This window comes from Hydrogenophaga laconesensis (assembly GCF_031457235.1).
GTDB classification, from domain to species: Bacteria; Pseudomonadota; Gammaproteobacteria; order Burkholderiales; family Burkholderiaceae_C; genus Hydrogenophaga; species Hydrogenophaga laconesensis.
In genome coordinates this window covers 112827-138702 of sequence record NZ_JAVDWE010000005.1, presented here as the reverse complement: position 1 = coordinate 138702, position 25876 = coordinate 112827, and the positions used below count along the sequence as shown (strand labels likewise).

The following is a 25876-nucleotide window of genomic DNA, read 5'->3' as shown; positions in this document are numbered from 1 at the left end:
AGAGGCTCTGCTGAAGACACTGCAGCCTAAACCATCGGACGATCGCGTTTGTTAAGGATTCCCCTTCAAACGTTGCGATTCGTATCCTTATTTGCTGTCTTCTTCGGCGGTTTCACCGTCACCAATACCAATCCCCTTCTCGATCATGTCGTCGATCTGGGTTTGGCGGCGGTTCAGATACAGGTCGCGAACGAAGCTGTAGGGTTCCATGCCGGAGTCCTCCAGCATCCTGGATGCCCGCAGCAGGTTCGCACGGCCGTCCACCACGCGCAATGCCGTCAGCGAGTTGCGTGTCGGCACGTGATCGACGCTGCTCACCAGGTCGCCATAGCCGTCCACCAGCAAACCAGTGCCGTCGCGCACCGATGACGGGCCAAACAACGGGAGAACGAGGTAGGGACCGGCCGGCGCACCCCAGCGGCCCATGGTGTGGCCGAAGTCGAGCCGGGTGCGGGGAATGCCCATCTCGGTGGCGATATCGAGCACCCCGCCCAAGCCAAAAACCGTGTTCACGCTGAAGCGCATCAGATTTTCGGTGGCCTCACGCGGACGCAGTTGCAGACCGGCATTCACCGACGACCATAGATCGGCCAGGTTGCCGAAAAAATTGCTCACACCGGTGCGCACCGGGCTGGGGGTGACGTTCTGGTACGCCGTGGCCACCGGCTTGAGAACCGCAGTGTCGAGCGCATCGTTGAATTTGTAGACGCTGCGGTTCAGCGGTTCGAGCGGATCGCGCGGATTGGCATCGGGACCGGTGGCGCACCCGGCCGCGTAGGACAGGACCACCGCCAGCACTGTGCCTTTCGCGGCCACGCCGCGGTACTCGTGTAGGTATTTCATGATGTAGATATCCCTGGGTTGCTCACCGGCTGTTTCACATGACCAGTCTGCATTCTCAGCCGCGAGGGAAAAGGCCAAATCGGGGCGTTGCAAAGCCCCCACAGATCGACTATCTGGCCCCGTCGGCCGCAGCAGGCTTGTCGCTGTTCTCGGCCGCGCGGCTGAACAGGAACTGGCTGATGAGGTTCTCCAGCACGATGGCGGACTGGGTCGAACTGACGACATCGCCATCGACGAAGTTCTTCTCGTCGCCACCGGGCTCGATGCCGATGTACTGCTCACCGAGCAGGCCGCTGGTGAGGATCTTGAGCGAGCTGTCCCGGGGAAACGCGTAGCGTGACTGCAGCTCCAGGCGGATGTTGGCCTGGAAGGTCTTGTCGTCGAAGGTGATCGAGTCAACCCGGCCCACCAGCACACCGGCACTGCGTACCGCTGCCTTGGGCTTGAGGCCACCAATGTTGTCGAAGCGGCCGACCACATGGTAGGTCTTCTCGAAATTGAGGCTCAGGAGATTGGCCGACTGCAGTGCGAGAAAGAGGATGGCCGCCGCGCCGATCAGCACAAACAGACCCACCCAGACGTCATTTTTGGAAGTTTGCATGTCCATCCGCTCCAATCAGATGCTGAACATCATGGCGGTAAGGACGAAGTCCAGCGCCAGCACGCTCAGCGAAGCCACCACCACGGTGCGGGTGGTGGCGCGAGAAACCCCTTCAGGCGTGGGATGCGCCTCGAAACCTTGCAGCAGCGCCACAAACGTGACGGCAAACCCGAACACCACGCTCTTGATGATGCCGTTGCCCACGTCGGCCCAGACGTCCACGCCGCCCTGCATCTGGCTCCAGAAAGCACCCCCATCCAGGCCGATCAGCACCACGCCCACCAGCCATCCGCCGATGATGCCGACGGCACTGAACACCGCCGCGAGGATGGGCATGGCGATGACGCCCGCCCAGAAACGCGGTGCAAGCACGCGGCGCACCGGGTCCACCGCCATCATTTCCATGGCGCTGAGCTGCTCGCCGGCCTTCATGAGGCCGATCTCCGCCGTGAGTGAGGTGCCGGCACGGCCGGCGAACAGCAATGCGGTCACCACGGGACCGAGTTCGCGCATGAGCGAGAGTGCGACCAGCAGGCCCAGCGCTTCCGTCGCTCCATAGCGCTGAAGCGTGTAGTAGCCCTGCAGGCTCAACACAAAACCGACGAAAAGGCCTGAGACGCTGATGATGGCCAGCGAGTGATTGCCCAGGAAGTGGACCTGATCTCGCACCAATGAGGGACGGCGCAAGGCAGCGACCATGAGCCAGAGCAAGCGGAAGAACAGGCGCGTGCCCCTGCCGACGCTGCCGAGTTGCAGCCGCACGGCTCGGCCCACGCGCGCGGGATGCAGGGCATTCATGGGCGTGCTCCCTGGCGTTGCGGGCCGAAATCGTCGGCAAGCCCAGGGCCCGGGTGATGGAAACGCACCGGCCCGTCCGGCAGAGCGTTGACAAACTGATGCACCAGCGGATCCTGGCTGTGGCGCACCTCCTCAGGCGTGCCCTGGGCGGCGATCTTGCCGTTGGCCAGCACGATCACCTGGTCGGCAATGTGAAAAGTCTCGTCCAGGTCGTGTGAAACCACGATGCTGGTGAGGCCCATGGCGTCATTGAGCTGCCGGATCAACCGGGCCGCCGTCCCAAGCGAGATCGGATCCAGGCCCGCGAAAGGCTCGTCGTACATCACGAGTTCCGGATCCAGGGCAATTGCACGGGCCAATGCAACCCGCCGTGCCATGCCTCCAGAGAGTTCGCTGGGCATGAGGTCGCGCGCACCGCGCAAGCCCACGGCATTGAGCTTCATCAGCACGATGTCGCGCACCATGGCCTCGGACAACCGGGTGTGCTCGCGCAGGGGAAAAGCGACGTTGTCAAACACACTCATGTCGGTGAACAGGGCCCCGAACTGGAACAACATGCCCATGCGCCGCCGCGCTTCATACAGCGCCTTCGGACCCATCGTGGTCACATCCTGACCATCAAACAGCGTCTGACCCGACTGACCACGGATCTGCCCGCCGATGAGACGCAGCACGGTGGTCTTGCCGCCGCCTGAGGCGCCCATGAGCGCCGTGACCTTGCCACGTGGCACGGTCAACGAGATGTTGTCGAGGATGGCGCGCTCACCGTATCCAAAGGTGAGTCCGCGCAATTCGACCAGAGGGGTTGGGGAATCGGTGGGCATCAAACAAAAACCGGGCTGTTCAGCGCCCGGTTTTTGGATGATACGGGATTCGAGGCAAGCCCCGAGCGCCGTTGTGTTTCGATAAATATCAGCGCTGTTTCATTAGATTTCAGCGCGGCAGGTCCGAAAAGCCCATCAGGAACTCGTCCACCGCCCGCGCCGCCTGGCGGCCTTCGCGGATGGCCCAGACCACCAGACTCTGGCCACGGCGCATGTCGCCAGCGGCAAACACCTTGGGCACGTTGGTGGCGTAGCCGCCGATGAAGTCGGTGCTGGCCCGGGCGTTACCGCGAGCGTCCTTCTCCACGCCGAATCCTTCGAGGATGGTGGCAACCGGGTTCACAAAGCCCATGGCCAGCAGCACCAGATCGGCCTTGTAGGTCTTCTCCGTGCCTGCAATCTCGACCAGCTTGCCCTCTTTCATCTCGACATTCACCGTGGTCAGGCCCGTGACCTTTCCCTTCTCGCCGATGAATGCCTTGGTGGAAATGGCGAACTCGCGGACACAGCCTTCCTCGTGGCTGGAGCTGGTGCGCAGCTTGAGCGGCCAGTACGGCCACACCAAGGGCTTGTTCTCCTGCTCGGGCGGCTGTGGCATGACTTCGAATTGCGTGACGCTGACCGCGCCATGCCGGTTGCTGGTGCCGACGCAGTCACTGCCGGTGTCGCCACCACCGATGACGATGACGTGCTTGCCGTCGGCGCGCAACTGGCCTTTGAGTTTGTCGCCGGCGTTGACCTTGTTCTGCTGCGGCAGGAACTCCATGGCGAAATGGATGCCGTCGAGGTCGCGGCCGGGCACCGGCAGGTCGCGGCTCTGCTCGGAACCACCCGTCAGCAGAACGGCGTCAAAGTCCTTCTGCAGCTGCTCGGGCGAAATGGTTTCCTTGGCCCAGTTCGTGACCTTGCTGCCTTTGGGCAGCTCGCCCACCAGAACGCCAGTGCGGATGACAACGCCTTCGGCCTCCATCTGCTTGACGCGCAGGTCAATGTGGCTCTTCTCCATTTTGAAGTCGGGAATGCCATAGCGCAGCAGGCCGCCCACGCGGTCGTTCTTCTCGAACATGGTCACGTCGTGGCCAGCACGCGCGAGCTGCTGTGCCGCGGCCATCCCCGCCGGGCCCGAACCCACGACCGCCACCTTCTTGCCCGTCTTGTGGCGCGGCGGCTGCGGTTGCACCCACCCTTCGGCCCACGCACGGTCGATGATGGCATGCTCGATCGACTTGATGCCCACCGCATCGTCGTTCACATTGAGCGTGCAGGCGGCCTCACAAGGCGCAGGGCAGATGCGGCCGGTGAACTCCGGGAAGTTGTTGGTGCTGTGCAGCACGGTGATGGCGTTCTGCCAGTCGCCCTGGTACACGAGGTCGTTGAAGTCCGGAATGATGTTGTTGACCGGGCAGCCGTTGTTGCAGAACGGTGTGCCGCAGTCCATGCAGCGCGCAGCCTGCACCTTCGACTGCGGGTCATCCAGGCCGACGACGAATTCCTTGTAATGCTTCAGACGCTCCGGCACGGGCTTGTAGCCCTCCTCGAGACGCTCGTACTCCATGAAGCCGGTGACTTTTCCCATGATGGTGATTCCTTCGATTGCTTGCGTGCGGCGGGCTTACTTGGCGGGCACCGTGGCCTTCTTGGCCGTGGACTGGGCCTTGGTGGTGGCGACGGCAGCGGCCTTGCGGGCGTTGATCTCACCCAGCGCGCGCTTGTATTCGTTGGGGAACACCTTCACGAACTTGCCGCGCGATTGCGCCCAGGTATCGAGCAGTTCGCGCGCGCGCTTGCTGCCGGTCCAGCGGTTGTGCTCTTCGAGCAGCTTTTTCAGCTGTGCCTCATCACTCTGGTCGCGGTGCCAGATGGCTCGGTCCAGCGTGGCCTCCTGCTCTGCCGCAGAAAGCACCTTCTCCAGGCTGACCATGGCGGTGTTGCAACGCTTGGCGAAATCGCCGTCCTCGTCGTACACATAGGCCACACCGCCACTCATGCCGGCAGCGAAGTTACGACCCGTCTTGCCCAGCACGACCACGGTTCCACCCGTCATGTACTCGCAGCCGTGGTCACCGGTGCCTTCCACCACCGCAGTGGCACCCGACAGACGCACCGCGAAACGTTCGCCCGCCACACCGCTGAAGAAAGCCTCACCGGTGGTGGCGCCGTACATCACCGTGTTGCCCACGATGATGTTGCGCGTGGCCTCGCCGCGGAAGTCGATGCTCGGACGCACCACCACGCGGCCGCCGGACAGTCCCTTGCCCGTGTAGTCGTTGGCGTCACCGATCAGGTACAGCGTGATGCCGCGCGTCAGGAACGCGCCGAACGACTGGCCACCCGTACCCTCAAGCTGGATGCGGATGGTGTCGTCGGGCAGGCCCTCGGGGTGCACCTTCGTGACGGCACCCGAGAGCATCGCGCCCACGGAACGGTTGACGTTGCGTGCCACCTCGATGAACTGCACACGCTCGCCCTTGTCGATGGCCGCACGCGACTTCTGGATCAGGATGTTGTCCAGCGATTTCTCGAGACCGTGCTCCTGTTCCTGCGTGTGGAATCGGGGCACATCGGCGGGCACCACAGGCTGTGCCAGCAGTCGCCCGAAATCCAGACCGCGCGCCTTCCAGTGCTCGATGCCCTGACGCATGTCGAGCAGGTCGGCACGACCGATCAGGTCGTCGAACTTGCGGATGCCCAGCTGCGCCATGATCTGGCGTGCTTCTTCGGCAATGAAGAAGAAGTAGTTGACGACATGCTCGGGCTTGCCGCTGAATTTCTTGCGAAGGACCGGATCCTGCGTGGCCACGCCCACCGGGCAGGTGTTGAGGTGGCACTTGCGCATCATGATGCAGCCCTCGACCACCAGCGGCGCCGTGGCGAAGCCGAACTCGTCGGCTCCCAGCAGCGCACCGATGACGACGTCGCGGCCGGTCTTCATCTGGCCATCGGCCTGCACGCGGATGCGGCTGCGCAGGCGGTTGAGCACCAGCGTCTGTTGCGTCTCGGCCAGACCGATCTCCCACGGGCTGCCCGCGTGCTTGATCGACGACCAGGGCGACGCGCCCGTGCCACCATCGTGGCCGGCAATCACCACATGGTCGGCCTTGCACTTGGCCACGCCAGCGGCGATGGTCCCCACACCGATCTCGGACACCAGCTTCACGCTGATGCTCGAGTGCGGCGCCACGTTCTTCAGATCGTGGATCAGTTGTGCCAGGTCTTCGATCGAATAGATGTCATGATGCGGCGGCGGCGAGATCAGACCGACACCCGGCACGCTGTGGCGCAGCTTGCCGATGTAGTCGCTGACCTTGCCACCGGGCAACTGACCGCCTTCGCCAGGCTTGGCCCCCTGCGCCATCTTGATCTGGATCTGGTCGGCGCTGTTGAGGTACTCCGCCGTGACGCCGAAGCGGCCGGACGCGACCTGCTTGATCTTCGACCGCATCGAGTCACCGGCCTGCAACTCGTAGTCCACCTCGAAGGTGTCCTTGCCCAGCAGGTCCGACATGGTCTGGCCCTGCTTGATCGGGATGCCCTTGAGTTCGTTGCGGTAGCGCAGCGCATCTTCGCCGCCTTCGCCCGTGTTGCTCTTGCCGCCGATGCGGTTCATGGCCACGGCCAGGGTCGCGTGGGCCTCGGTCGAGATGGAGCCCAGGGACATGGCGCCTGTGGCGAAGCGCTTGACGATTTCGGCAGCCGGCTCGACCTCTTCGATCGGAATCGCGCCAGCGGGGTCGAACTTGAATTCGAACAGGCCGCGCAGCGTCATGTGACGACGGCTCTGGTCGTTGATGATCTGCGCGTACTCCTTGTACGTGGACCAGTTGTTCGCACGCGTGCTGTGCTGCAGCTTGGCGATCGCGTCGGGCGTCCACATGTGCTCCTCGCCACGGGTGCGCCAGGCGTACTCGCCACCGGTTTCCAGCATCGAGGCCAGCACCGGGTCGTCGCCAAAGGCGGCCTTGTGCATGCGGATGCCTTCTTCGGCGATCTCGAACACGCCGATGCCGCCGACCCGGCTGGCCGTCCCGGTGAAGTACTTGTCCACGGTCTCACTGTTGAGGCCGATCGCCTCGAACAGTTGCGCGCCACAGTACGACATGTAGGTCGACACGCCCATCTTGGACATGATCTTGGACAAGCCCTTGCCGATCGCCTTGACGTAGTTGTAGATCGCCTTGTCAGCGCTGAGGTCGCCGGGCAGCCCCTTGCTGATGGCTTCCAGCGTTTCCATCGCCAGGTACGGGTGCACGGCTTCGGCACCGTAGCCTGCCAGCACAGCGAAGTGGTGCACTTCGCGCGCGGTGCCGGTTTCCACCACCAGGCCCGCGGTCGTGCGCAGGCCTTCACGCACCAGATGCTGGTGGATCGCCGAGAGCGCGAGCAACGCAGGAATGGCGATCTGCGTGGCGCTGACGGCACGGTCGCTGATGATCAGGATGTTCTTGCCACCCTTGATGGCGTCCACCGCACTCGCGCAGAGCGATGCCAGCTTGGCCTCGACACCTTCCCGGCCCCAGGCGGCGGGATAGGTGATGTCCAGGGTATGGCTGCGGAACTTGCCCTGCGTCACGGCGTCGATGTCGCGCAGCTTGGCCATGTCGGCAAAGTCGAGCACAGGCTGGCTGACTTCCAGCCGCATCGGTGGATTGACCTGGTTGATATCGAGCAGGTTGGGCTTGGGCCCGATGAACGAAACCAGTGACATCACGATCGCTTCGCGGATCGGGTCGATCGGCGGGTTCGTCACCTGCGCGAACAGCTGCTTGAAGTAGTTGTAGAGCGGCTTGTTCTTGTCGGAGAGCACGGCCAGGGGGCTGTCGTTCCCCATGGAGCCAATGCCTTCTTCGCCGTTGGCGGCCATCGGGCTCATCAGGAACTTGATGTCTTCCTGCGTGTAACCGAAAGCCTGCTGGCGGTCCAGCAGCTCAGGCGCGACGCGCTCGACACCGGCCGCCTGTGGCTCGGTGGCGGTGATGCGCTGTTCCTGAGCCGACTCGCCTGCCACCGGTGTTTCCACGTCATCCAGGCGGATGCGCAGGTTGTCGATCCACTGCTTGTAGGGCTTGCTGTTGGCAAGGTTGGCCTTGAGCTCCTCGTCATCGATCATGCGGCCCTGCTCCAGGTCAATCAGGAACATCTTGCCGGGCTGCAGGCGCCACTTGCGGACGATCTTGTTCTCGGGCACGGGCAGCACGCCCGATTCGGAACCCATGATGACGAAGTCATCGTCGGTGATGCAATAGCGCGAGGGGCGCAGGCCATTGCGGTCCAGCGTGGCGCCGATCTGGCGGCCATCGGTGAACACGATGGAGGCCGGGCCATCCCAGGGCTCCATCATCGCGGCGTGGTATTCATAGAAGGCCTTGCGGCGGCCATCCATGGTGGTGTGCTGCTCCCACGGCTCGGGGATCATCATCATCACCGCCTGGGCCAGCGGGTAGCCTGCCATGGTGAGCAGTTCCAGGCAGTTGTCGAAAGTGGCCGTGTCGGATTGCCCCGCGAAGCTGATCGGATAGAGCTTATGCAGATCGGCACCCAGCACCGGCGAAGACATCACGCCTTCGCGCGCCTTCATCCAGTTGTAGTTGCCCTTGACGGTGTTGATTTCACCGTTGTGTGCCACATAACGGTACGGGTGGGCCAGCGGCCATTCCGGAAACGTGTTGGTGGAGAAGCGCTGGTGCACCAGACCCAGCGCCGAAACGCAGCGGGCATCCTCCAGATCCCGGAAGTAGGTGCCCACCTGATCCGCCAGCAGCAGGCCCTTGTAGACCACCGTGCGACTGCTCATGCTGACGACGTAGTATTCCTTGCTGTGCGTGAGCTTCAGGCGCTGGATGTTGGCACTGGCCGTCTTGCGGATGACATACAGCTTGCGTTCCAGTGCGTCCTGCACGATGACGTCATTGCCCCGGCCGATGAAGACCTGACGGATGATGGGTTCCTTTTCGCGCACGGTGGGCGACATGGGCATGTCGCGGTTGACCGGCACGTCGCGCCAGCCCAACAGCACCTGCCCTTCGGCCGCGATTGCGCGTTCCATTTCCTGCTCGCAGGCCAGCCGGCTGGCGTGTTCCTTCGGCATGAAAATCATGCCGACGCCATATTCGCCAGCGGGCGGCAGCACCACGCCCTGAGCAGCCATTTCCTCGCGGTACAGCGCGTCAGGCAACTGGATCAACAGCCCGGCGCCGTCGCCCATGAGCTTGTCGGCGCCGACCGCGCCCCGATGATCCAGGTTCTCAAGAATCTTGAGGCCCTGCTTCACGATGGCATGGCTCTTCTCACCCTTGATATGCGCCACGAATCCAACGCCACAGGCGTCATGTTCATTGGCCGGGTCATACAGGCCGTGCTGCTGGAGATGTTGTTGTTCGGCTGCCGTGGACATGGCGCGTTCCTTCTCGGTTCGTGGGCGTGAAATGCAAAACGGAGTGCGAGCTTATTGCATTGCAACAACAATGCCAAGCAGTTTAAATGGGGTCAGATTCCAATTTAATTCCGACAAAATCGATAAGAATTCAATTGGGGACAGATTGATCTGATCGCAGACACAGGACGCAAATCCTGATCTTTCTCAGCGGGGAGCAGACAACGGGCGACCCGCCCGCGCTTTTGCGACACGGCGTGGCGTGCGCTTCTGCAAAGCAGCCGAGAAGTCTTCATCACCCAGGGCCCAACCGTGCAGGGTCGCGTCGGTGATGGCGCCTTGCTGGGTCGCGGACTGCCCCGCCCGCACCAATTCGGTGTACGCCGCCTCGCGCGCAAAGGGCGTGTTGCCGAGACTCCAGTACAACGAAGGCGGCGTAACCCTCCGGTCAATCAGCTGGCCGATGTAGTGGCGGTGGCTGGACCAGGGATGTTCGCGCGGGTCTGCCACGATGCCGGCTCGCACGGGATTGAGATCCATGTAGACCATGCAGGCGAGCAGATAGCGTTCCGCCTGCACCAGCGTCGACCTGTAGCGCCCCTCCCACAAAGTCCCCGTGCGCGAGTGCAAGTCGTTGAAGTGGCGCACATAGCGCCGTCCGACCGACTGCATCATCATTGGCACGCCGTCGGCTGTCTCCGGCGTGAGCAGCAGATGGAAATGGTTGTCCATCAACGCATAGGCGTTGAGCGCCACCCGATGCTGCTTGGCGTTTTCGCCCAGCAGTTCCAACAGGAACTCGCGATCCGCATCGCTTTTCACGATGGCCTGGCGGTTGTTGCCACGCTGGATGACGTGATGAGGGTAGCCAGCAACGGTGAGGCGAGGGAGACGGGCCATGATGATCGCGGGGCGCCGTGGAGCCCCGCATAGTAATCCGACCCCGATTATGGATGCGGCTCAAGGCCGCGAGCGCCATTCGGCCTGCAGGCGGCCTGCCAGCAGAATGCCGAGCAGCGAGGAAGCACCGGTGACGGTCCACGTCCAATGCCAGCCGCCTACCACCGTGGCGACCCAGGCCACGAGGGGTGGACCCAGGAACTGCCCCAGTGCAGAGAACTGCTGCATCCAGCCCACCGTGGTGGACACGGTTTCGCTGTCGGGGGCAAGCTTGACCGCCAACCCGAACAGGGTTCCTGGAATCAAGCCACCCACACCTGAAAATGCCAGCACGGCCAGGTATTGCCAGACCGGATGCCCGACCGCAGCGAACGCCACCCAAGCCCCCAGGCCCATGGTCAGATACGCCAGCGTGAGCACCATGCCAGGCCGGGCTCCCCGCGCCAGCCACCAGCCAGCGCCGATGTTGCCCACCATGTTGATACCGGCCGCCAGCGCGCTGAGCACGGCCACGGTGGAGCCGGCATACCCGGCCTGGTGGTAGATCGTGGGCAGGAAACCCACAACCGCCAGCCATTGGCCCGAATACAGGAAGAAAGCCAACGCCGTCAGCCATGGACCCGGTGACTGCAACGTGCGGCGGAGCCTGGGACCGAGCGCAGCGCTGCGCGAATCCGTTGTGGAAGCCGGTTGAAACTGATCATCCGGGGCCACCCATTTCGCCAGACCGGCCGCCGCCATCAACGACAACAGGGCCAGCAGTACCCAGGCCCAGCGCCAGCCCAGCGTTGCAAGCAGCGGTACACCCAGCAGCAGGGCGAGCGATGTGCCCAGAGGCATGTACGCCCCCCACCAACCCAGGGATCGTGACAAGGTGGGACCGTGGTGCACACGTTGCCGCAGAAGTCCAGGTGCGGGCAGGACCGCAGACAGAAATCCCATGCCCTCCAGCACGCGAGTGATCAGCAACACGTGCACATTGGGCGCCAGCGCTCCCAACGCACTGCCTGCGGCCAGCAGCATCAGCCCGGCCAGCATCACACGCCTGGGCCCCAACCGATCCGCCATCAGCCCCACCACCAGTCCCAGCGTCATGCCAGCAAGCTGAACCAGCGACAGCAGAAAGCCCGCTTGCACCAGGCTCAAGCCCAGGCTGTCGCGCAACACCGGGATGGCGACCGGCAGCTTGCCCACATGCAAGGCGCAGGTCACACCGACCGCGACGACCAGCGCCGCCAAGGGCCTGGGGCCAAGCCTGTTCGGTGCCGTCACGGAAACAGCACGGCGCCACAAAGGCGCTCGTGTTCCCGAATGGCAAATCGGTCCGTCATGCCGGCGATGTAGTCGGCCACTGCCCTGGCCAGATGCTGCTTGCGCCCATGCGCCTCGGGCAGGGCCTCAGGCGCGTTCATGTAGCACTCGAAAAGATCGCAGACCACGCGCCGCGCGCGATCCGTGGTCTCCATCACTTGCGGATGCCGATAGAGGTTCCGGAAAAGAAAGGCTTTCAACAGCCGCGAGCGGTGCCTCATCTCGTCTGAAAATCCGACCAGAAGGGACTGGCTGCGCACGGCTTCTGCACTGGCCACCTCGGCGGCGGCGATGCGTGCGCGCGTGGTGTCGATCACGTCATAGACCTGGTCGCTGAGCATCAAGCGGATGGACTCGAACAGGACCCGTCGGCCCTGCAGTTGCGGGTGTGCCTTCAGCGCTGCACGATGGTAGTGCTCGAACAGTTCGACGTCGGCCATCTGATCGAGCGTGAGAAGACCCGATCGCACCCCATCATCGATGTCGTGGGCGTTGTAGGCGATTTCATCCGCGAGGTTGCACAGTTGGGCCTCGAGCGAGGGCGAGCCGCCATGCAGGAACCTCGACGCCACCCCCCCGGGTTCCTGTTGTTCCAGCCGCTGAGCATTGGCACGGGAACAGTGCTTGAGGATGCCTTCCCGGGTCTCGAAACACAGGTTCAGCCCATCGAATGCCGGGTAGCGCTCCTCCAGTTCATCCACCACGCGCAGACTCTGCAGGTTGTGCTCGAACCCCCAGTTGCCGTCCGTTTCATCCGGCGCCGTGTGCCCCGCCGCCTTGAGGCATGTGTTGAGCGCATCCTGGCCCGCATGCCCGAACGGCGTATGCCCGAGGTCGTGCGCCAGCGCAATGGCCTCCACCAGATCCTCATTCAGCTGCAGCGATCGAGCGATGCTGCGGCCCAGTTGGGCCACCTCCAGCGAGTGGGTGAGCCGGGTGCGGAACAGATCACCTTCATGGTTGAGAAAGACCTGGGTTTTGTAGACCAGGCGCCTGAACGCGGTGGAGTGGATCACACGGTCCCGGTCGCGCTGGAATGCAGTGCGCGTGGGTGCTTCGGGTTCGAGGTGGCGCCGGCCTCGGCTGTGGGCCGGATCGCTCGCACAAGCCGCCAACCCGGGGCGCGGTGCAGCGGGCGATACGGTCATCACGCCGCCTGGCAGCTGGTTTCGATCACCTGCGCCACCAGAGCGTCGGGAGCGCTGCGCATGGTGGCATGGCCAGGTTGGTCGATCACAACAAATTTGATCAATCCACCTTCCGACTTCTTGTCCACCCTCATGAGCTCCAGGTAGCGTGCCACGTTGTCTTGCTTGTCCAGCACCGGCGCCACTGTCGGCAAGCCAGCGCGGCTCACCAGCCTCGTGAGGCGCTCGACAAAAGCCGCATCCACCAGATCCAGGGCGGCGGAAAGTCGCGCGGCCATGACCATGCCGCAACCCACTGCCTCGCCGTGCAGCCAGGCACCGTAGCCCATGCCTGCTTCGATGGCGTGACCGAAGGTGTGGCCGAAGTTGAGGATCGCACGCATGCCCGATTCCCGTTCGTCCTGGCCCACCACCAGTGCCTTGATCTCGCAACTGCGGCGCACTGCGAAGGCCAGCGCCTGCGCCTCGCGGGCCATGAGGGCATCCATGCTGGCTTCGATCCAGTCCAGGAAGCCCATATCCGCAATGGGGCCGTACTTGATGATCTCGGCGAGCCCCGCACTGAGTTCACGATCGGGCAAGGTCTTGAGGACGTCGAGATCGCACAACACGCGCTGGGGCTGATAGAAGGCCCCGATCATGTTCTTGCCCAGAGGGTGGTTGATCGCGGTCTTGCCGCCCACCGATGAGTCCACCTGCGCCAGCAGCGTGGTCGGCACCTGGACGAAAGGGATGCCGCGCATGTAGCTCGCGGCGGCAAAGCCCGTCATGTCACCCACCACACCACCGCCCAGCGCGAACAGCACGGTCTTGCGGTCGCAGCCGTGGGACAGCAAGGCGTCGAAGATGAGATTGAGCGATTCCCAGGTTTTGTAGGCTTCGCCGTCGGGCAGCACCACCGTGTGGATGGATGCATAGGCCGGCCTCAGGACCTCGGCGAGGCGGTCCCGGTACAAGGGCGCCACGGTCGTGTTGGTAACAATCATCGCGCTGGCGGCACGTGGCAGGCCAGCGTAACTTTCCTGGGCATCCAGCACGCCCGAACCGATCAGAATGCCGTAGCTGCGATCGCCCAGATCGATGTCCACCTGCTGAGTCTGCAAGGCGCTGTGCTGCTGTGAAGTCATGGGCACCGAGTTTATTCGGTACGCGTCGGTGCCGCCTGCGCCAGGCTAAGGCCTGGACAAAGGGGGTGGAGGTGTGGGCGGTACATCGCCACCCACTTCCAGTTGCATCACGATCATGTTGACCAGTGTCGCCACCGAAGGGCGCCCGGTTTCGATGATGAAATGCGCCGTCTCCCGGTACAGCGGGTCGCGCACCTCGAACAGGTCGCGCACCCGCTGCAGCGGGTCTTCCACCTGAAGCAAGGGCCGGTTGCGGTCGTATCGCAGCCGACGGTACACCTCTTCCGGCGTGGACTTCAGGTAGAACACCCTGCCCCGCTGGTGCAGCCGCTCGCGGTTTTCGGGTCTCAGAACCGAGCCCCCACCCGTGGACACGATCGACGCAGGCCCTTGCGTCAACTCGTCGATAACCGACGCCTCGATGTCGCGAAAACGGGACTCGCCCTCCCGTTCGAAGAACTCACGGATCGAACAGCCCAGACGCTGCTCGATCACATGGTCGGAATCGAAAAAAGGGAGAGCGAGACGCCGGGCCAGTTGCCGCCCAACCGTCGACTTGCCGGAACCTGGCAAGCCGATCAGGAAACTCGATGAACCGCTGCTCAATTGATGGCCGAGCGCCCCAGCACACGTGGCGTGATGAAGATCAGGAGCTCGGACTTGTTCGCGATGCGGTTGCGCGACTTGAACAGGTTGCCCACGGCGGGGAGGTCACCCAGCAGCGGCACCTTGTTGACCTCGTCGCGCTCGGTCTGCTCGAAGATACCGCCGATCACCACCGTACCGCCGTTCTCGACCAGCACCTGCGTCTGCACGTGCTTGGTGTTGATGGCGATGCCATCCGGCGTCGATTCACCGCGGCTGTCCTTGTTGATGTCCAGGTCCAGAATGATGTTGCCCTCGGGGGTGATCTGCGGGGTCACTTCCAGCTTCAGATTGGCCTTGCGGAAGGCAATCGCTGTGGCACCGCTGGAGGTGGCCGTCTGGTAGGGAAACTCCGTACCCTGCTCGATGAGCGCCTTCACCTGATCGGCGGTGACCACACGCGGGCTCGACACGATACGACCCTTGCCGTCCGATTCGAGCGCAGAGATTTCGAGGCTCAGGAAGCGCGATGCGTTGGGGCTGAACAGCGACAGGGCATATGAAGCCGCCTGCGCACTGCTGGGGTTGGCCGGCAGGTTCACGAACGGGGCCGATGTCAACGTCGGCGCGGTGGTCACAGCCCCATACGTGGAACCGAAGTTACCTTGCACCTGGTTGCCATTGACGGAGCCCACGCCGAACCCACGGACACCGCCACCCAGACGCACGCCCAGTGACTTGCCGAAAGTGTCGTCGGCCTCGACGATGCGCGCCTCAATCATCACCTGACGAATCGGAATATCGAGACGGCGGATCAGGTCCTGCACCTGCTCCAGACGGGAGGGAATGTCGGTCACGAACAGCTGGTTGGTTCGCGGCTCGGAGATCACGCTGCCGCGCTCGGACAGGATTCGGGCACTGGCCGTATTGGATGTCCCCGAACTGGATCCGGTTGAGACCAGCTGCGCCGCAATGTCGGCCGCCTTGGCGTAGTTCATCTGGAAGCCCTGCGTGCGCAACGTCTCCAGGCTCTCGATAGAGGCCTTGGACTCCAGCTCCTGCTTCTCGCGTGCGGCGATCTCGTCCTTCGGCGCAATCCAGAGCACGTTGCCGGACTTGCGCATGCCCAGGCCCTTGGCCTGCATGATGATGTCCAGCGCCTGATCCCAGGGAACGTCTTTCAGGCGCAGCGTGACAGCCCCACTCACGGAGTCGGACGTCACGATGTTGAAGTTGGTGAAGTCCGCGATGACCTGCAACAGCGAGCGCACCTCGATGTTCTGGAAGTTCAGCGACAGCTTCTCACCGTTGTAGCCGGGACCCTGCGTCAGCTTGGAGGAGTCGATCTTCTGCTCGCGCACCTCCAGCACGAACTGGTTGTCGCTCTGGTAAGCGGAGTGCTCCCAGTTGCCAGTCGGTGCCACCACCATCCGCACACGGTCCCCGGCCTGCGAGGTTGTGATGGTCTGGATAGGCGTACCGAAGTCCGTCACGTCCAGCCGGCGGCGCAGACCTTCCGGCAAGGATGTCTTGAGGAATTCGACCACCAGATTCTGGCCTTGCTGCCGTATGTCGACACCCACCTGGTTGTTGGCCAGCTCGACCACCACACGCCCGGCATTGCCAGCACCACGGCGGAAATCAATGTCCCTCAGCGCAGCCACATCACGGTTGCGGTTCTCCGCAAATGCAGAGGGCGGTGTGGTGGTCGCTGAAACCGGCTGCGCCCGCTCCAGCACCACGAGCAGCGTATTGCCTTCGATCCTGGCCTCGTAGGCGGCCGCCTGCTTCAGGTTGATGACGACACGGGTACGGTCACCGGCCTGCACCACGTTGGCGGATCGCAGGTTGCCTTCGTTGATGTCGACCGCGCTGCGGCCGATCGCGTTGGCCACGCCAGGAAAGTCCAGTGCAATGCGCGCGGGCGCCTGGATGGTGAAGCCCGTCGGCAATGCGGCCAAGGGCGCCGAGGTGTTGATGCGAACCACCTCCACACCACCCTGTATGCCGCCCGAAATCGATTGGATCGCGTTCTGTGCCTGCGCCCAGACGGCCGACAGCGTCATGCATGCCAGCACCGCCCCTTTAAGCGCCCCCCGCCCGATGGCTGCGAATCCGGTTGCCCTTTTTGGCTTGTTCATTTAGAAGCATCCTCTTGTAACTGCAACGCCGCAGCGCGCTCGATCCATTCCCCTGCTGAGTCCTGCACGATCTCGCGCATCACCACCTCGGTTTCGGTGATGCGGGTGACACGTCCGTAGTTCTGGCCCAGGTAGTTGCCTGGCCGAACCTGGTACAGCAGGCTGTCCACCTTCACGAGCGCAACGAGCTTGCCATCCCGGTTAAGGCTGCCCACCATCGACATGGTGTCCAGCGGGTAGGCTTCCAGCGGCTGCTTGCGGCGATTCAGCTCGGGCTCGATGAGCGCGGCATTCGCCACCGGCGCCACCTGGCTGCCCCGCATCATGATGGCCATCTTCTCGCTGCTGAAGGGCTGCGTCATGCGCTCGCCCAGATACGCCTGCGGCACGAACTTCGTCGGCTCCGGAATCGGTTGCACGGACGGCTTGATCGAGTTGCGCTCGGTCTGCATCCAGACCTGCAACTCATCCTGGCCCGACGAAGTACAGGCAGTCAGCAAGCCGGTCAGCAGAAGACCCGCCACAGTGGGAATCCATCGACCGTGCATCATTTCTTGGCTCCCGATGCCCGTTGTTGTGCGGCCACTTCGTCCTGATCCAGATAGCGGAACGTCTTGGCGGTGCAATCCAGGATCAGCACGCCCTCACGGTCCTTGATGGGCGTCAGCGTCATGTTGTTCAAGGTGACGATGCGCGAGAGGTTGGCGATATCCGCAGCAAACAGGCCGATATCGTGGTAAGTGCCGGTCACGCGCACTGTGATCGGCAACTCTGCGTAGTACTCCTTTACGCTCACCTGCCCGGGACGGAACACCTCGAACTGCAAGCTGCGCCCAAGGCCAGCCTGGTTGATGTCAGACAGCAAGGCATCCATTTCCGCCTTGCTCGGCAGCTGCTTCTCGAGCTGTGTCACATACTGCTGCACCTGCTCGAGCTGCTTCCGCAGGGCGTCCAGATTGACGGCCTGCACCAGCTTCTTGCGGTAATCCTCGCGAAGTTGTTCTTCCCGCGCTTTCTCTGCGATCAACTCTTCATCGGAATTCTTGAGCCAGGCGAACCACAGCGCCGCAACAACGGCCGCACAAACGGCCACAAACAACAGGTTACGGGGCAAACCCGGCCATTGCGACGGGTCGTTCGGATCCAGTCCGGTGAACTGGGCTTTGAGCTTGTCCTGGATTCCCTTGAAATCCACATCGATCTTGGGCGTCTTGGCCATCTTGCGCTGTCCCTTGTTCAGACCTTGCCTGGCGCGGCAGCAGAGGCGCCCGGTGCAGGCGTAGCGGAAGGACGCTTCAACGAAACACGGATCGAGAAGTTCGACACCCGGCGTTGGTCACGGTTGCCCGCATTGGCCTGAGCCGCCACGATTTCCACCAGCTCAGGACGCACCAGCCAGGGACTGTTGTTCGACAGGTTGCGCAGCAGATCGGACACGCGCTCCTGAGACTGGGCCACACCCACGAGCAGCACGCTCTGATCCTCCTGCTTCATGCTGGTAAGGAAAATGCCATCGGGCAATTGGGCCACCAGCTCATCCAGAAGATGCACGGGCAGATTGCGGTCGCCCTGCAGGTTCTCCACGGCCGTCTGACGCGCACGCAGTGAGGCGATTTCGCGTTGCAGGTTGGCGATGTCCTTGATTTCGTTATCGAGCTTGGCGATCTCGCCCTGCAGAAACAGGTTGCGCTCCTGCTGCGAGGAAATCTGGCCCTGGTACCAGGTAAAGATGGCGCCGCAGATCACGCCACCCAGCAAGACCGACAGGCCGAGCTGGGTGAAGAACTGGTCCTTCTGCCGCTTGCGGGCCGCCTCGCGGTGAGGCAGCAGGTTGATCAGGATCATTGGTAGAACCTCCGCAGGGCAAGGCCGGTAGAGGTCAGGTAAGACGGCGCTTCACGGGACATCTTGCGCGCCTGTACAGAGGAGGCCATCTCCATCGCATCAAAGGGATTGATCACCATGCAGGCGAAGGACGTCTGATGGGTCACGGCCTCGGTCAAGCCCGGCAGCGCCGCACTCCCCCCCGCCAGCAGGATGTGATCGACCTTGTTGTAGGGCGTGCTGGTGAAGAAGAACTGGAGCGCTCGACCCACTTCCTGCGCCATGCTTTCGATGAAGGGATCGAGCACTGCGGCACGGTAATCATCCGGCAGATCGCCCGAACGCTTCTTGGCCTCTGCTTCGTCGGAGGAAAAACCGTACTGGCGCACGATAAGCTGCGTCAGCTGCGCGCCACCAAAAGCCTGGTCGCGCTCGTACAGCACGTCGTCGTTGCGCATCACCTGCATGCTGGTGGTCAATGCCCCGACTTCGAAGAGAGCGACCAGAGAATCCACGCCCTGGTTGGGCAGCGTCTCGATGACCCGGCCAGCTGCCATGCGGGATGCGTAGGACTCCACATCCATCACAACCGGTTTCAGCCCGGCCGCTTCCGCCAGGCCCTGACGATCCGACACTTTCTCCTTGCGGGACGCGGCAATCAGCACCTCGACATCGCCCACGGAATTGGCGCTGGGGCCAATGACGCAGAAGTCCAGGCTCACCTCATCGAGCGAGAAGGGAATGTACTGGTTGGCTTCCGATTCGACCTGGGCCTCAAGTTCCTTTTCCGAGAGACCGCCCGGCAGAATGATCTTCTTGGTGATCACCGCCGACGCAGGCAGCGCGAGCGCCACGTTTTTCGTCCGGCTGCCACTCTTGCGGACCACGCGCCGCACCGCTTCGGCGACCTCGTCAAACTTCTCGATGTTGCCGTCGGTGATCCAGCCACGCTCCAGGGGCTCCATGGCGCAGCGTTCGAGCACCAGATCGCCCGCCCGGTTGCGGCTCAACTCCACCAGCTTGACGCTGGAGGAGCTGATATCAATGCCGAGCAACGGCGCCGGTTCACGGCTGAATAACGACCCCAATGAGCTCAAGGTGGCCCCCAAAAATGACGGCGAAAGGTATCGCCAAACTTAAGAATTCACTTGAATGCTAGCAGTAAGCCCTTTGTCCAGTAAAGATTTTTTGCCTTTGAGACAAAGTGAAACGTTGTCAAAACCCGACGTATTCTGGACCCACCGCTCAACGCTTCATCGGCCGATTGGCCGGGAAATTCACAACAACTCACAATATGCCGGACGGGCCGTTTTCGCCCGGCATCCCGATTTTTATAATTGCCGGCTCCGGCTCCGAACGATTGCATGCCCAAAAAAGACACTTCTCCGTCCAGCTCCTCTGACACGTCAGTATTGACTGGGCGACGCGCACTCATCTGGGCTGGTCGCTTGGTGGTGGGTCTGGCCGGACTGGCGGTGGCGGGTGTTGCGTGCGTGCTGATGGCGGTGGGCATCGCGCTGGCAGTGGCCTATCCCAATCTGCCCGAAGTGGCGGGATTGGCCGACTACCGCCCCAAGCTGCCACTGCGGGTGATTTCCGCTGATGGCGCCCTGCTTGGCGAGTTCGGCGAAGAGCGGCGCAACCTGCTCACGATCAACGAGATTCCCGAGGTCATGAAGAACGCCGTTCTGGCGATCGAGGATGCTCGCTTCTTCGAGCACAACGGCGTCGACTATCGCGGCATGATGCGCGCGGCTCTGGCGAACCTGCGGCAGGCCAAGAGCCAGGGTGCCTCCACCATCACCATGCAGGTAGCCCGCAACGTCTACCTTTCCGCAGAGAAAAGCTATACCCGCAAGATCTACGAGGTACTGCTGACTTTCAAGCTGGAACACATGCTGACCAAGGAGCAGATCCTGGAGATCTATATGAACCAGATCTTCCTGGGTCAGCGCGCCTATGGTTTCTCGGCAGCATCCCAGATCTACTTCGGCAAGTCCCTCAAGGACGTCTCGATTGCGGAAGCTGCCATGCTGGCGGGCCTGCCCCAGGCCCCGTCTGCCTACAACCCGGTCAGAAATCCGCGCCGCGCGCGCGCGCGGCAGCTTCACATCATCGACCGCATGGTGGAAAACGGCTTCATCACCGCCGCACAGGCAGAAGAGGCCAAGGCCGAGCAACTCAAACTGCGGGTGGTGAACCCTTCGAATCGCCCGCACGCCGAGTTCGTGGCCGAAATGGTGCGCCAGTCCATTGTTTCCCAGTACGGTGAAGAGGCTTACACGCGCGGTCTCGTGGTGACCACCACGATCAAGTCCAGTGAACAAGTCGCGGCCTACCGCGCCGTGCGTCAGGGTGTGCTGGACTACGAGCGGCGACAGTTCTACCGTGGCCCGGAGCTGTTCATCGACCTGCCCGAAGACAAAACCGCCCGGGATGAGGCCATCGACGAGGCGCTGACCGATCGCCCGGACAACGACGACCTGCTGTCTGCGGTCGTGCTGGAAGCCAACGCACGCAGGGTGGTCGCGGTGCGCCAGGATGGTGAGCCTTTCGAGATCACGGGCGAAGGACTCAAACCCGTGCAATCCGGCTTGTCCGACAAGGCAGGCCCCAACATCAAGATCCGGCCCGGGGCCGTGATCCGTGTCGTGCAGACAGCACCTAAGGTCTGGCGCATCACGCAATTGCCCGAAGTGGAGTCGGCCTTTGTCGCGCTCGACCCGCGCACGGGCCAGGTGATCGCGCTGGTTGGCGGGTTCGATTTCCAGAAAAGCAAGTTCAATCACGTGACCCAGGCTTGGCGCCAGCCCGGTTCCAGCTTCAAGCCCTTCATCTACTCCGCCGCGCTGGAAAAAGGCGTGACGCCCATGACGGTCGTCAACGACGCGCCACTGTTCTACTCGGCAGGGGAAACCGGTGGCAAACCGTGGGAACCGAAGAACTACGACGGTCAGTTCGAGGGCCCCATGTCGGTTCGACGGGCACTGGCCAAGTCGAAGAACATGGTATCCATCCGGGTGCTCCAGCTGGTGGGCACACAAAGTGCCCAGCAATGGGTGTCGCGGTTTGGTTTCGATGCCGACAAACATCCCCCCTACCTGACGATGGCCCTGGGCGCGGGTTCGGTCACGCCGATGCAGATGGCCACCGGCTACGCGGTGTTTGCCAACGGTGGCTACCGCATCTCCCCCACGCTCATCACGCGTGTGAGCGACCACAAGGGCAAGGTGCTGTATGAAACCCCGGAGGCGACCTTGAACGAAGAGCAACGCGCGATCGAGCCGCGCAACGCCTTCATCATGAACAGCCTGCTCCAGGAAATCACCCGCTCAGGTACTGCCGCACGGGCTCAGGCCACACTGAAACGCACCGACCTGTACGGCAAGACCGGCACCACCAACGACGCCGTTGATGCCTGGTTCGTGGGCTACCAGCCCACGCTGGTCGCTGCCGCCTGGGTGGGGTACGACACACCGCGCAACCTCGGCAGCCGGGAAACGGGTGGGGGCCTGAGCCTGCCCATCTGGATCACCTTCATGACGGAGGCCCTCAAAGGCGTCCCCGTGGCGTCGTACACCCCGCCCTCTGGCGTGATCAACGTGGGCGGCGAATGGTATTACGAAGAGTTCGGACCGGGCCGGGGCGTGCACGGATTGGGCCTGCAAGATTCCTGGCCGGGCGCCGTGGGCACGCCGCCTGAGCTGGACGCCAATGGCGTTCCGGTGACCAGGCCGCCGGCACCCACCGAGGAGCGCCGCAGCATCCTCGACCTTTTCAGGAACTGAAGCTCAGCGGCTGCCCGGATTGCTCGGACGCGCAACGAGACAGGTGTGCAAAGAATTCGCCCTGGCCCTTGGTATCCATCCAGACGCTGCCGTCGAATCTGTAGTGAAAGCCACCGGCACGGGCGGCCATCCACACCTCATGCAGCGGTTTCTGCAGGTTGACAACAATCTGGCTGCGGTTGGCGAAGGTCAGGGTGATCATGCCGCCGACGCGCTGGTTGTCGATGTCCGCGTCGGTGTCGTCGTTGATGCGGTCGCAGGCCAGTTCGACCGCGCGCAGCAGCGCCTCTGCACGGTCCTGGTACTCAATGTCGGTCATTACAATGCGTCGATGTTTGGTTTGAAACGCATTCTAGGTCGGGCCTGCAGCCCCTCACGGCGCATGGCCTTCATCGCCAGCCTGTTCGGCGTCCTGATGCTGGCGGCCTGCGGACAGAAGGGCCCGCTGTACCTTCCCGGGCCCGACACGCCCGAAGCGCAGAAGAAGCCCGGCTCCGTTCAAACCACGCCGTCCACCCCCCCATCCCCACCTGCGCCTCGCTGAACGGCCGCGCCTCCCACCGCATCCGCATGACCACCCTCGCCGGCCCGACCGCCGCCACGCTACCCCCGTTTGTCAGCTACCAGAATCAGCAACTGATGGTGGAGGGTGTTCCGCTGGCCGCGCTGGCCCACGAGCACGGCACTCCACTTTTCGTGTACAGCCGTGCGGCCATGCTCAGCGCGCTGGCGGCCTACCAGCGCGGCCTCGCAGGCCGCGAGCACCTGATCTGTTACGCGATGAAGGCCAACTCGTCGCTGGCGATCCTCCAGGCGCTCGTGCGTGCAGGCTGCGGCCTGGACATCGTGTCCGGCGGCGAACTGGAGCGTGCACTGGCGGTGGGCATCGATCCATCCAGGGTCATCTTTTCCGGGGTGGGCAAGACCCGCGCTGAAATGCGGCAGGCACTCCAGGTGGGCATCGGATGCTTCAACGTGGAAAGCCGCGCCGAGCTCGACGTTCTCGACGAAGTGGCCCGTGACATGGGTCTGCGCGCACCCGTGAGCGTGCGCGTCAACCCGAACGTGGACGCACAGACCCACCCCTATATTTCCACCGGCCTCAAGGGCAACAAGTTCGGCATTGCACATGAGGACGTGCTGTCGACCTACACGCATGCGGCCGCCTGCAAAGGCCTGCGGGTGGTGGGTATTGACTGCCACATTGGCTCACAGATCACGCAGACCGGGCCTTATGTGGATGCCATGGACCGTGTGCTCGACCTGGTGGAACGGATCGAAGCCGCAGGTGTGCACATCGAGCACATCGACTTTGGCGGAGGGCTCGGCATCGACTACCAGGGCGACACCCCCCCCGAAGCCGATGTGCTCTGGCAAGCCCTGCTGCAACGGATGGATGCGCGGGGGTTCGGCGATCGCAAGATCTGCATCGAACCAGGCCGATCGCTGGTGGGCAACGCGGGTGTGTGCCTGACCGAAGTGCTCTACCTCAAGCCCGGCGAACAGAAGAACTTCCTCATCGTGGACGCGGCGATGAACGACCTGCCGCGCCCAGCGATGTACCAGGCCTTTCACCGCATCGTGCCGGTGGTGCCGCGCAACAATGCCACGGCGTCCACCTGGGATGTGGTTGGCCCGGTGTGCGAGAGCGGTGACTGGATCGGCCGCGACCGCGAGCTGGCGGTGCACCCCGGCGACGTTCTCGCGGTCCTGTCGGCCGGCGCGTACTGCATGAGCATGGCCAGCAACTACAACACGCGGGGCCGCGCGGCCGAGGTGCTGGTCGATGGCACACAGGCGCATCTGATTCGTGCACGCGAATCGCTGGCCGATCAGACGCGGCTCGAACGCCTGCTCTGAACCGCTCGCGCGCTCTCAAGCGCGACATCCATGACCACAGTGAAGATGGCGATCTGCAACGCAGCCTTGCCAGACTTGTGCGTGCCCTCTTGTGGTGCAACGGAACGAGCTCATGCCCTCGGTGTTTGCACCTATAGGCCATGCAGATCGAGTCCTCCAGAATCCGTCGACTTGTGCACAGCAACATGGCCCGACAGCACTCTGGAAGCCCCACAAATCCATGCACGACAAGACCAGCGACACCATTCTGGAAACGCGTCAGCTCACCAAGTCCTTCAAGGGTTTCACAGCCGTCAATGACGTCAATCTGCGCGTCCAGCGCGGCTCGATCCACGCGCTGATCGGGCCCAACGGCGCAGGCAAGACAACGTGCTTCAACCTGCTGACCAAATTCCTGGAACCCACCCAGGGCCAGATCCTCTTCAACGGGCAGGACATCACGCGAGAGCAGCCCGCGCAGATCGCGCGGCGCGGCATCATCCGTTCGTTTCAGATCTCGGCAGTATTTCCCCACCTGAGTGTGCTGGAGAACGTGCGCGTGGGCCTGCAGCGCAAACTGGGAACGGCCTACCACTTCTGGAAGAGCGAACGTTCGCTCAACCAGCTCAATGAACAGGCACACCACCTGCTGACCGAAGTCGGATTGCAGGATTTCGCGCGTGAAACCACGGTGAATCTGCCCTACGGCCGCAAGCGAGCGCTGGAGATCGCCACCACGCTGGCCATGGAGCCCGAGCTGATGCTGCTGGACGAGCCCACACAAGGCATGGGCCACGAAGACGTGGACCGCGTGACCCAACTCATCAAGAAGGTCGCGGCCGGTCGCACCATCCTGATGGTCGAACACAACATGGGCGTGGTGTCCAACATTGCCCACACCATCACCGTGCTGCAACGCGGCGCCGTGCTGGCCGAGGGCTCGTATGCCGAAGTGTCGGGCAATCCCGCCGTGATGGAGGCCTACATGGGCACCACGGACGGCCAACTGCAGGGGGCGCACTGATGGCCACGCCCGCCCTGGAAATCCGGAATCTGCAGGCCTGGTACGGCGAATCGCACGTGCTGCACGGTGTCGACATGGTGGTGCAGCCGGGGGAAGTGGTCACCCTCCTGGGGCGCAATGGTGCAGGCCGGACATCGACATTGCGCGCCATTCTGGGTCTCACCGGATCGCGCAAAGGCTCGATCCAGAGCAATGGCCAGGAACTCATTCACCTGCCCACGCACCGCATCGCGCGCCACGGCATTGGCTACTGCCCCGAAGAACGCGGCATTTTTGCCAGCCTTTCGTGCGAAGAAAACCTGCTGCTCCCCCCCGCCCTGAAGGGGTCAGGCAAAGGCATGTCGGTGGACGACATCTACGAAATGTTTCCCAACCTCGCCGAGCGCCGGCACAGCCAGGGCACGCGCTTGTCAGGCGGTGAACAACAGATGCTCGCCGTGGCCCGGATCCTGCGCACGGGCGCTCACCTGCTGCTGCTCGACGAAATCTCGGAGGGCCTGGCACCTGTGATCGTGCAGGCCCTCGCCCGCATGATCAAGACGCTCAAGAGCAAGGGCTACACCATCGTCATGGTGGAACAGAACTTCCGCTTTGCCGCACCGCTGGCCGACCGCTTCTACGTGATGGAGCATGGTCGCATGGTCGAACAGTTCGATGCGTCCCAATTGAATGAAAAGATGCCCGTTCTGCACGAGTTGCTCGGCGTCTGACCCGCCATCACCCGCTTTCTTCCACCACCACACCAACGGAGAC

The 25876-nt window shown here is 63.1% G+C and carries 22 protein-coding genes; 5 read left to right on the top strand and 17 right to left on the bottom strand.

Annotated elements, in window-relative coordinates; all coding sequences use genetic code 11:
• Positions 1 to 87: 87 nt before the first annotated feature.
• The 16 genes from J2X09_RS10880 to J2X09_RS10805 all read right to left on the bottom strand — a co-directional run bounded on the left by J2X09_RS10880 (position 88) and on the right by J2X09_RS10805 (position 19569).
• On the bottom strand, positions 88 to 843 hold the full coding sequence (locus J2X09_RS10880) for an MlaA family lipoprotein (protein ID WP_204733614.1): 756 nt from the start codon (positions 841 to 843) through the stop codon (positions 88 to 90).
• A gap of 109 nt (positions 844 to 952) precedes the next feature.
• Positions 953 to 1444, bottom strand: a complete 492-nt coding sequence (gene mlaD, locus J2X09_RS10875) for an outer membrane lipid asymmetry maintenance protein MlaD (RefSeq protein WP_204733444.1) — start codon at positions 1442 to 1444, stop codon at positions 953 to 955.
• 15 nt (positions 1445 to 1459) lie between these two features.
• Entirely contained in the window at positions 1460 to 2242 is a 783-nt protein-coding gene (mlaE, locus tag J2X09_RS10870; RefSeq protein WP_204733443.1) for a lipid asymmetry maintenance ABC transporter permease subunit MlaE, read from the bottom strand.
• A complete protein-coding gene (locus J2X09_RS10865) occupies positions 2239 to 3066 on the bottom strand; it encodes an ABC transporter ATP-binding protein (protein WP_204733442.1) in 828 nt (275 codons plus the stop codon). The genes mlaE and J2X09_RS10865 overlap by 4 nt, the downstream gene beginning before the upstream one ends.
• Positions 3067 to 3175: 109 nt before the next feature.
• A complete protein-coding gene (locus tag J2X09_RS10860) occupies positions 3176 to 4642 on the bottom strand; it encodes a glutamate synthase subunit beta (protein WP_204733441.1) in 1467 nt (488 codons plus the stop codon).
• A 36-nt stretch (positions 4643 to 4678) separates the two neighbouring features.
• Positions 4679 to 9457 carry a glutamate synthase-related protein gene (locus J2X09_RS10855; protein WP_204733440.1) on the bottom strand — a complete coding sequence of 1593 codons (4779 nt, stop codon included), beginning with the start codon at positions 9455 to 9457 and terminating at the stop codon, positions 4679 to 4681.
• A 186-nt stretch (positions 9458 to 9643) separates the two neighbouring features.
• Positions 9644 to 10336, bottom strand: a complete 693-nt coding sequence (locus tag J2X09_RS10850) for a transposase (protein WP_204733439.1) — start codon at positions 10334 to 10336, stop codon at positions 9644 to 9646.
• Between the two features lie 60 nt (positions 10337 to 10396).
• On the bottom strand, positions 10397 to 11608 hold the full coding sequence (locus J2X09_RS10845) for an MFS transporter (protein ID WP_204733438.1): 1212 nt from the start codon (positions 11606 to 11608) through the stop codon (positions 10397 to 10399).
• Positions 11605 to 12795: a deoxyguanosinetriphosphate triphosphohydrolase gene (locus J2X09_RS10840; RefSeq protein WP_204733437.1), complete on the bottom strand. Its 1191-nt coding sequence runs from the start codon at positions 12793 to 12795 to the stop codon at positions 11605 to 11607. The genes J2X09_RS10845 and J2X09_RS10840 overlap by 4 nt, the downstream gene beginning before the upstream one ends.
• Complete coding sequence (gene aroB, locus J2X09_RS10835) at positions 12795 to 13922, bottom strand: 3-dehydroquinate synthase (RefSeq protein ID WP_204733436.1); 1128 nt, start codon at positions 13920 to 13922, stop codon at positions 12795 to 12797. The genes J2X09_RS10840 and aroB overlap by 1 nt, the downstream gene beginning before the upstream one ends.
• A 45-nt stretch (positions 13923 to 13967) precedes the next feature.
• A complete protein-coding gene (locus J2X09_RS10830) occupies positions 13968 to 14501 on the bottom strand; it encodes a shikimate kinase (RefSeq protein ID WP_204733613.1) in 534 nt (177 codons plus the stop codon).
• Positions 14502 to 14524: 23 nt separating this feature from the next.
• Positions 14525 to 16648 carry a type IV pilus secretin PilQ gene (locus J2X09_RS10825; protein WP_204733435.1) on the bottom strand — a complete coding sequence of 708 codons (2124 nt, stop codon included), beginning with the start codon at positions 16646 to 16648 and terminating at the stop codon, positions 14525 to 14527.
• Positions 16645 to 17199: a pilus assembly protein PilP gene (locus J2X09_RS10820; RefSeq protein WP_204733434.1), complete on the bottom strand. Its 555-nt coding sequence runs from the start codon at positions 17197 to 17199 to the stop codon at positions 16645 to 16647. Before J2X09_RS10820 ends, J2X09_RS10825 begins: the two co-directional genes overlap by 4 nt.
• Positions 17196 to 17867, bottom strand: coding sequence for a type IV pilus inner membrane component PilO (locus J2X09_RS10815; protein WP_204733433.1), 672 nt, complete (start codon positions 17865 to 17867; stop codon positions 17196 to 17198). Before J2X09_RS10815 ends, J2X09_RS10820 begins: the two co-directional genes overlap by 4 nt.
• Positions 17868 to 17884: 17 nt before the next feature.
• Complete coding sequence (locus J2X09_RS10810) at positions 17885 to 18493, bottom strand: PilN domain-containing protein (protein WP_204733432.1); 609 nt, start codon at positions 18491 to 18493, stop codon at positions 17885 to 17887.
• Complete coding sequence (locus J2X09_RS10805) at positions 18490 to 19569, bottom strand: pilus assembly protein PilM (RefSeq protein ID WP_204733431.1); 1080 nt, start codon at positions 19567 to 19569, stop codon at positions 18490 to 18492. The genes J2X09_RS10810 and J2X09_RS10805 overlap by 4 nt, the downstream gene beginning before the upstream one ends.
• A 267-nt stretch (positions 19570 to 19836) precedes the next feature.
• Between J2X09_RS10805 and J2X09_RS10800 the strand changes: the two genes are divergently transcribed.
• Positions 19837 to 22260 carry a penicillin-binding protein 1A gene (locus tag J2X09_RS10800; RefSeq protein WP_204733430.1) on the top strand — a complete coding sequence of 808 codons (2424 nt, stop codon included), beginning with the start codon at positions 19837 to 19839 and terminating at the stop codon, positions 22258 to 22260.
• Here the strand turns inward: J2X09_RS10800 and cyaY are convergent.
• Positions 22250 to 22579 carry an iron donor protein CyaY gene (gene cyaY, locus J2X09_RS10795; RefSeq protein ID WP_204733429.1) on the bottom strand — a complete coding sequence of 110 codons (330 nt, stop codon included), beginning with the start codon at positions 22577 to 22579 and terminating at the stop codon, positions 22250 to 22252. The two genes, J2X09_RS10800 and cyaY, sit on opposite strands and share 11 nt — an antisense overlap.
• Before the next feature lie 63 nt (positions 22580 to 22642).
• Here cyaY and lptM point away from each other — a divergent pair, with 63 nt between their 5' ends.
• The 4 genes from lptM (at position 22643) to J2X09_RS10775 (ending at position 25833) form a co-directional block, all read left to right on the top strand.
• Complete coding sequence (gene lptM / locus J2X09_RS10790; RefSeq protein ID WP_204733428.1) at positions 22643 to 22804, top strand: LPS translocon maturation chaperone LptM; 162 nt, start codon at positions 22643 to 22645, stop codon at positions 22802 to 22804.
• A 26-nt stretch (positions 22805 to 22830) separates the two neighbouring features.
• The gene (lysA, locus tag J2X09_RS10785) at positions 22831 to 24120 is read left to right on the top strand and encodes a diaminopimelate decarboxylase (RefSeq protein WP_204733427.1); all 1290 of its coding nucleotides are present in this window, start codon (positions 22831 to 22833) and stop codon (positions 24118 to 24120) included.
• A gap of 220 nt (positions 24121 to 24340) precedes the next feature.
• A complete protein-coding gene (locus tag J2X09_RS10780; protein WP_204733426.1) occupies positions 24341 to 25123 on the top strand; it encodes an ABC transporter ATP-binding protein in 783 nt (260 codons plus the stop codon).
• Positions 25123 to 25833 (top strand): ABC transporter ATP-binding protein, encoded by a 711-nt coding sequence (locus J2X09_RS10775; protein ID WP_204733425.1) that lies wholly within the window; start codon positions 25123 to 25125, stop codon positions 25831 to 25833. The genes J2X09_RS10780 and J2X09_RS10775 overlap by 1 nt, the downstream gene beginning before the upstream one ends.
• Positions 25834 to 25876 lie beyond the last annotated feature (43 nt).

Bases quoted from the DNA above. Each gene is read 5' to 3' on its own strand.
- J2X09_RS10880 (WP_204733614.1), bottom strand. From the start codon at position 843: ATGAAATACCTACACGAGTACCGCGGCGTGGCCGCGAAAGGCACAGTG.
- mlaD (WP_204733444.1), bottom strand. From the start codon at position 1,444: ATGCAAACTTCCAAAAATGACGTCTGGGTGGGTCTGTTTGTGCTGATC.
- mlaE (WP_204733443.1), bottom strand. From the start codon at position 2,242: ATGAATGCCCTGCATCCCGCGCGCGTGGGCCGAGCCGTGCGGCTGCAA.
- J2X09_RS10865 (WP_204733442.1), bottom strand. From the start codon at position 3,066: ATGCCCACCGATTCCCCAACCCCTCTGGTCGAATTGCGCGGACTCACC.
- J2X09_RS10860 (WP_204733441.1), bottom strand. From the start codon at position 4,642: ATGGGAAAAGTCACCGGCTTCATGGAGTACGAGCGTCTCGAGGAGGGC.
- J2X09_RS10855 (WP_204733440.1), bottom strand. From the start codon at position 9,457: ATGTCCACGGCAGCCGAACAACAACATCTCCAGCAGCACGGCCTGTAT.
- J2X09_RS10850 (WP_204733439.1), bottom strand. From the start codon at position 10,336: ATGGCCCGTCTCCCTCGCCTCACCGTTGCTGGCTACCCTCATCACGTC.
- J2X09_RS10840 (WP_204733437.1), bottom strand. From the start codon at position 12,795: ATGACCGTATCGCCCGCTGCACCGCGCCCCGGGTTGGCGGCTTGTGCG.
- aroB (WP_204733436.1), bottom strand. From the start codon at position 13,922: ATGACTTCACAGCAGCACAGCGCCTTGCAGACTCAGCAGGTGGACATC.
- J2X09_RS10825 (WP_204733435.1), bottom strand. From the start codon at position 16,648: ATGAACAAGCCAAAAAGGGCAACCGGATTCGCAGCCATCGGGCGGGGG.
- J2X09_RS10820 (WP_204733434.1), bottom strand. From the start codon at position 17,199: ATGATGCACGGTCGATGGATTCCCACTGTGGCGGGTCTTCTGCTGACC.
- J2X09_RS10815 (WP_204733433.1), bottom strand. From the start codon at position 17,867: ATGGCCAAGACGCCCAAGATCGATGTGGATTTCAAGGGAATCCAGGAC.
- J2X09_RS10810 (WP_204733432.1), bottom strand. From the start codon at position 18,493: ATGATCCTGATCAACCTGCTGCCTCACCGCGAGGCGGCCCGCAAGCGG.
- J2X09_RS10800 (WP_204733430.1), top strand. From the start codon at position 19,837: ATGCCCAAAAAAGACACTTCTCCGTCCAGCTCCTCTGACACGTCAGTA.
- cyaY (WP_204733429.1), bottom strand. From the start codon at position 22,579: ATGACCGACATTGAGTACCAGGACCGTGCAGAGGCGCTGCTGCGCGCG.
- lptM (WP_204733428.1), top strand. From the start codon at position 22,643: ATGGCCTTCATCGCCAGCCTGTTCGGCGTCCTGATGCTGGCGGCCTGC.
- lysA (WP_204733427.1), top strand. From the start codon at position 22,831: ATGACCACCCTCGCCGGCCCGACCGCCGCCACGCTACCCCCGTTTGTC.
- J2X09_RS10780 (WP_204733426.1), top strand. From the start codon at position 24,341: ATGCACGACAAGACCAGCGACACCATTCTGGAAACGCGTCAGCTCACC.
- J2X09_RS10775 (WP_204733425.1), top strand. From the start codon at position 25,123: ATGGCCACGCCCGCCCTGGAAATCCGGAATCTGCAGGCCTGGTACGGC.